General features: G+C 36.7%; 8 protein-coding genes. All 8 read right to left on the bottom strand.

Features of this window, described 5'->3' with window-relative positions:
* Positions 1–88: 88 nt before the first annotated feature.
* Positions 89–841, bottom strand: a complete 753-nt coding sequence (locus tag Q0236_RS10540; protein WP_297917614.1) for a hypothetical protein — start codon at positions 839–841, stop codon at positions 89–91.
* A gap of 40 nt (positions 842–881) precedes the next feature.
* Positions 882–1,256 (bottom strand): hypothetical protein, encoded by a 375-nt coding sequence (locus tag Q0236_RS10535; protein ID WP_297917611.1) that lies wholly within the window; start codon positions 1,254–1,256, stop codon positions 882–884.
* 48 nt (positions 1,257–1,304) lie between these two features.
* The gene (locus Q0236_RS10530) at positions 1,305–1,694 is read right to left on the bottom strand and encodes a hypothetical protein (RefSeq protein ID WP_297917608.1); all 390 of its coding nucleotides are present in this window, start codon (positions 1,692–1,694) and stop codon (positions 1,305–1,307) included.
* Between the two features lie 9 nt (positions 1,695–1,703).
* A complete protein-coding gene (locus Q0236_RS10525) occupies positions 1,704–2,216 on the bottom strand; it encodes a hypothetical protein (protein ID WP_297917605.1) in 513 nt (170 codons plus the stop codon).
* 349 nt (positions 2,217–2,565) lie between these two features.
* On the bottom strand, positions 2,566–2,955 hold the full coding sequence (locus tag Q0236_RS10520) for a hypothetical protein (RefSeq protein ID WP_297917603.1): 390 nt from the start codon (positions 2,953–2,955) through the stop codon (positions 2,566–2,568).
* 122 nt (positions 2,956–3,077) lie between these two features.
* Complete coding sequence (gene imm40, locus Q0236_RS10515) at positions 3,078–3,422, bottom strand: Imm40 family immunity protein (RefSeq protein ID WP_297917600.1); 345 nt, start codon at positions 3,420–3,422, stop codon at positions 3,078–3,080.
* Positions 3,423–3,685: 263 nt separating this feature from the next.
* Positions 3,686–4,435, bottom strand: coding sequence for an ATP-binding cassette domain-containing protein (locus tag Q0236_RS10510; RefSeq protein WP_297917597.1), 750 nt, complete (start codon positions 4,433–4,435; stop codon positions 3,686–3,688).
* Positions 4,432–4,952 (bottom strand): ATP-binding cassette domain-containing protein (locus tag Q0236_RS10505; RefSeq protein ID WP_297917594.1); only part of this gene is annotated, 521 nt, incomplete at its 5' end. The genes Q0236_RS10505 and Q0236_RS10510, both read right to left, overlap by 4 nt.

The following is a 4,952-nucleotide window of genomic DNA, read 5'->3' as shown; positions in this document are numbered from 1 at the left end:
TGGGTTTATAATACTTTTTATCATTGCTGTCGCCTTTTAAAAACCTTTCGCTGCGTGATACTATACAAGCCCGCTTTAAAATCTTTATCTACTTTTTCCATTTAAATTTTAATCTCTTTCGCTTTATTTTTATGAAATTTTCCAACTGCTTATCGGTAAAATTTAAAATCTCTTTTCGATTTTGTAAATTTACATAGGTGTGCCTTATATCGCAATTACCGACAAAGGCGGCTTCCCAGTTCTTAATTAGCCAACTCGAGCTTATCGCATATTCCTGTCCTTTATCCAAGCGCATTTTATCGCTATAGCCAATAGGTGCAAATAGACCTGAATAAAACCCCTCCAGATAGGGTAGTCTCGGGCATCCTTCCGTATCGGTTGCGACGATAAATTTTATCTTTCGATCATATGGACGAAAAGCCTTGTGACACTCTATAATATCTCCATTTTTTAGATCGTCTTTGAATTCTAAAAATTTATAAGTAAATTTTGCAGGAATTTTATCATTTATCCTTTTGTATTCGGCTAAAAAACTATCGTAATAAGAAAATATGCTTATATTTCTGGGCGACTCGGTATCACATACAAAATCTAAATTCTCCAATACCCACTTTTTAGAAATCAAACTATTATTATTTTTCGCATTAGCTTCGGGTGGCAATACTATAAACTCCCCCGAATTATCGCCGTTTATACGCAGCAGGTTATTCCAGCTACAAAATAAAAACCGACTTTGATCGATTTGCAGTATATCGCCCTCCGCGAAATTTTCTCTAAAATTGTTAATCGAAAATTTCCTTCTACCTCTTACGGGTATTATCTTTTTATAATTTCTTTTCATGATCTTTCTTCTATTTTATTATTAAATCGCCACGCACTCGCTAAATTCCTAAATACAAAATATATAAATCATTTTTAATTGCCGAATCGATTAGTTCCAATAGGCTGTCTAATTGCTCGATGACCGAGGATTTATTTAGCGCGCAGTTTTTATCAAAAACAATCTGCTCATCCGCGCTCAAGAAAAGCGATCTCCAAGAGCATATTATATCTCTAAATTTAGCTTTATCTTCTATCCAGCTATAGCCATAGTAATTTAGACCTTTTTTCAAATTTACCTCATCGTTCCATGTGGTTTGCACCCACTCAAGAGAGTACGAAATATGAAGTATCAGATCATCGCTAATTACTACCCAACGCTCTTTAGAGAAGATATTTTCTTTTGTCTTTTTGAGTAAAAATTCATGTTTAGGCATATGGCTCCTTATTGTTTTAAAATATGACTTGAATAAAACTCGATCTAGCTATTCGCCAAATTTCATCCAAGCGGCGGCATATTCTTGTGTTTCATCTCTAAAATATTTGCTAATTATCTTATATTCGTCTTCTTTCGCAATATTTATAATTGTCTCAATAAAGCCGGTGCAGAACGCCGTGCCGATGTATTCGTCTTCGCTTGCCGCTCCCTTTTCCACAAAATCAAAAATTTCATTTCTTGTCTTTTCGTCCAAATCATCAAAAATTTTAATCGTAGTTTCTGCAAAAGATGCAAGCAACCACAATAAGCTAGGTATGTACTCCATATCGAAAGGAAATATCTGCTCTTGGTAGGCGCTAAAATACGCCCTGTTTTTCTCTATAAAGAAATAGATATATTCCTCATATTTGCCCAAATCAGTCTCTATTAAGCGCATTGCCAATCCTTATAAATTTTTACCCTTATAATACTTCTCCCAAAATTTTATAGCGCTTTTTATCTCTTTTTCAAAATGTTTGAATGGTATATAAATTTCTTCTTGTTCGTAGGGTTTTAACTTTTTATATTTCTTGGAATGCGTAATTCTCGCAATATCTTCATATTTTTTTTGCAAAAAATCTATAATTATTTTTACCTCATCCCTGCTAAATTGTTTCGCTCTAGCCCGCCGCATAGGCGGCATAAGCGCTTGAATGAACATATCCTCTATAACCTCCTCATCGCCGAAGCGCTCGTAAAAATCAATAAAATCCAGGATATAATACCTGAAAGCACAGTCATTAAAGACACTCAAATCTCCCGATAAAAGTTTGATCGTGCTATGGTCTAAATCGCACAGATCTTTACCGCACAGATCTTGCTCGACAAGCTCATCCTTTTGTACAGGATTTGTTATAATTTCCGGCTTTTGCAGTTTAAGCCGCGCCTTTAGCGCTTTTATTCTATTCGATAAGTTCATTTTGTCCTCCTTTTTAGAAAGCGTAAAATTTGAGCTTGGCTTATAATGCTCTTTTACTCTTATCAGATATATCAAATACAGGATTAATCCTATGATAAGTAATATTTGCATAATTACGGATTGAGTTGTAGCTACGACATAAACTTTGCCTCCGCGATAACCGCCCTCCGTCAATAGCTTATGAAAATTTAAAGACGATAGGATAATAAAAAATATCGTCATTACAATTCTTACGGGCTTCATGGTTTCAAAATATCCTTATACAAAATTCTAAGGATAGATTGCCGTCTTTTGCCCAATCGGAGTCAAAGAATTTCATCGATAAATATGCCTTGCTCAAGATTCAAATTTATTCATCTAGGCAGTATATGTCGTTGTCCAAATCCACATTATTATCTGCTAATAGTTTCAGTAAATTTGCATTATAATATAGACCGGGCAAGCTATTATAACTGTAAACTACGACTCTTAGCAGCTTTTTCACGCTTTGTAATTTTATACTCCTCGCGACATTTATATCTGCTAAAAATTTTTTAATTAGATCTCCCGCAAAAGGTATATCATAAAATTTTTCCTCTATGCTAAAGCCAAAATTTCTGTATTTTAAAATAGAACCTTTTAGTTTCAAATCTCCTTTTTGCCAGACTTTTGTTGCAGATATGCCGTTGCTGCTTATTGTTTCGGATAGATCCCTATCGCTTTCGATCGATAGGATTAGGATTACTTTGTTGCTTTTCAAGATCGCTCCTAAAAATCTTTTATATCCCATCTACGCACATATTGGCATTCAGTTCGGCACACATTTTATATTTATATGAAGATGAGCAAAACCAACATATTCTGTATTGTAAGCTAAAATTTTCATTTAGGCACCCGCCCGGGGCAAATGACTGGGCAATATGCAAAGTCATCTCCGTTTCTAGCGCGATAATTAGTGATATATTGGGTTGCTACTTCAAATGCATCGTCATCTTCCGATTCAATACTCCAGCAATCGTATGTGATTATGGGCTCATTGCCGCTTAAGCGATATACTTCTCCTCCTAGAATAATCATACCTTTGCCTCTTGTGATTTTTAGCACCTCCATTACATCATCAAATCTCCAAGCGATATCATAAATTCCGTACTCCTCTCTTAGGCGTATACCGCGCTCCAGCAGATCCTGCGGTACGATATTTACGTAGTCTTCATCTATAAATGGCATAATCTCTCCTTTATTTCACGTTAGGTCTAAAAAATCTGTGGCTAACGGTTTGGTGCCGTTTGACACCCATTTTTCAGAAAAATTATATCAAAACGAATATAAAAGGAAGGAAAATAATCAAAATCCAAGGCGGGCGCCCGCGCGTAGGAGTTAAAAGAGAGTAAAAAGGATGCTTTTAGAATTTCTTGCCGCAATGCATTAAAATTTGCGGCGTATCGGGAGTAAGGCGCCCGCTCTTTGCGCACGAACATTGCGCACAGCGCTTAATAACCCAAAGCCTCTGAAAGCTCCAGAAATTTAGGACACTTCTTAATGTTTTCAAAGTCGCCGAAGAAAATTTGATTTCCTTTTTCGAGCAGCAAAACCTTGCCCGCAACCCTTCTCGCGCTCGCCAAATCGTGAGTTATAAATATAATATTTATGTTTTTATTAAGCGTCAAAAGCATATCCAAAAGCCTCTCTTTCGCCTCGAAATCAAGCCCGCTCGTTATCTCATCGAGGATTAGGAGTTTTGGGTTTGAGAGCATAGCTATTAGCATTCCCGCTCGCTCGGCCTCGCCGCCGCTGATTTGATGCGGGAGCTTAGCTAGAATTTCTGCGGGCAAATTTAGCGTTTTTAAAAGCGAGTCCACAAGCTCATCATCAAAATTTAGTTTAAGATAATTCTTTATGTTTTTAATCTGGGTTTTGATTTTTAGGGCGGGGTTTAGGCATAGTTTTTGATTTTGCATCACGAGGCGGATCTGGCTTCTATATCGTAAAATCTCGTTTTGGTTTAAATTTGATAGATTTTTGCCCTCAAAAAATATCTCGCCTCCACTTTGTTTTATAACTAGAGCCAAAATTTTAGCCAGAGTGCTTTTGCCGCTTCCGCTTGTTCCTAAAATGGATAAATTCTCGCCGCTTTCGAGATTAAAGCCAATGCCGTTTAGCACCTCCAAGCAGATCTGCTTATGCCCGAAATGCTCTCTAAATTCAAAATTTTTCGATATGTTTTTAACCTCTAATATCATTGAAATTTTCCGTTTTTAAGGTTTAAAATTCTACTCGTCAGATGCGAAATAAGCCCGAGCTCATGCGTGATAAATATAATGCCGATCTCGCTCTTGAGAGAATTTAGCATATTTATAATATTTCTTTTATTCAGAGTATCGAGCGAGCTTGTTATCTCGTCGCATATTAAAATTTTAGGCTTCAGGCAAAGCGCCAAAACTATCTGAACTCTGCTCGCCTCCCCGCCGCTTAGCTCATAAGAAAATTTATGCCAAAGCGTGTTCGCGTCGTCAAAGCCAAATTTTGCAAAATACTCAAAAGCCGTTTTTTTAATAAGGCCTATTTCCATAGTTTTTTTAAGATAGAGATTGAAATGATCGCCCACGTTTAGCATGGGATGAAAGGAGCCGTGGCTGTTTTGAAAGATCAGAGCGCAGACATTTCGCCTATGCTCTCTAAGCTCGTCTTGATTAAGAGCCAAAATATCTCTGCCGCAAATTTTAAATTTATCCGCGCTAAGGCTAAAATCGTCATCAA

Source organism: uncultured Campylobacter sp. (genome assembly GCF_938031315.1).
Taxonomy (GTDB): domain Bacteria; phylum Campylobacterota; class Campylobacteria; order Campylobacterales; family Campylobacteraceae; genus Campylobacter_B.
The sequence above is the reverse complement of the archived record's forward strand: the minus strand, read 5'-3'. Positions and strand labels throughout refer to the sequence as shown.

Excerpts from the sequence above, each read along its gene's own strand:
- Q0236_RS10540 (WP_297917614.1), bottom strand. The coding sequence starts at position 841 with ATGAAAAGAAATTATAAAAAGATAATACCCGTAAGAGGTAGAAGGAAA.
- Q0236_RS10535 (WP_297917611.1), bottom strand. The coding sequence starts at position 1,256 with ATGCCTAAACATGAATTTTTACTCAAAAAGACAAAAGAAAATATCTTC.
- Q0236_RS10530 (WP_297917608.1), bottom strand. The coding sequence starts at position 1,694 with ATGCGCTTAATAGAGACTGATTTGGGCAAATATGAGGAATATATCTAT.
- Q0236_RS10525 (WP_297917605.1), bottom strand. The coding sequence starts at position 2,216 with ATGAACTTATCGAATAGAATAAAAGCGCTAAAGGCGCGGCTTAAACTG.
- imm40 (WP_297917600.1), bottom strand. The coding sequence starts at position 3,422 with ATGCCATTTATAGATGAAGACTACGTAAATATCGTACCGCAGGATCTG.
- Q0236_RS10510 (WP_297917597.1), bottom strand. The coding sequence starts at position 4,435 with ATGATATTAGAGGTTAAAAACATATCGAAAAATTTTGAATTTAGAGAG.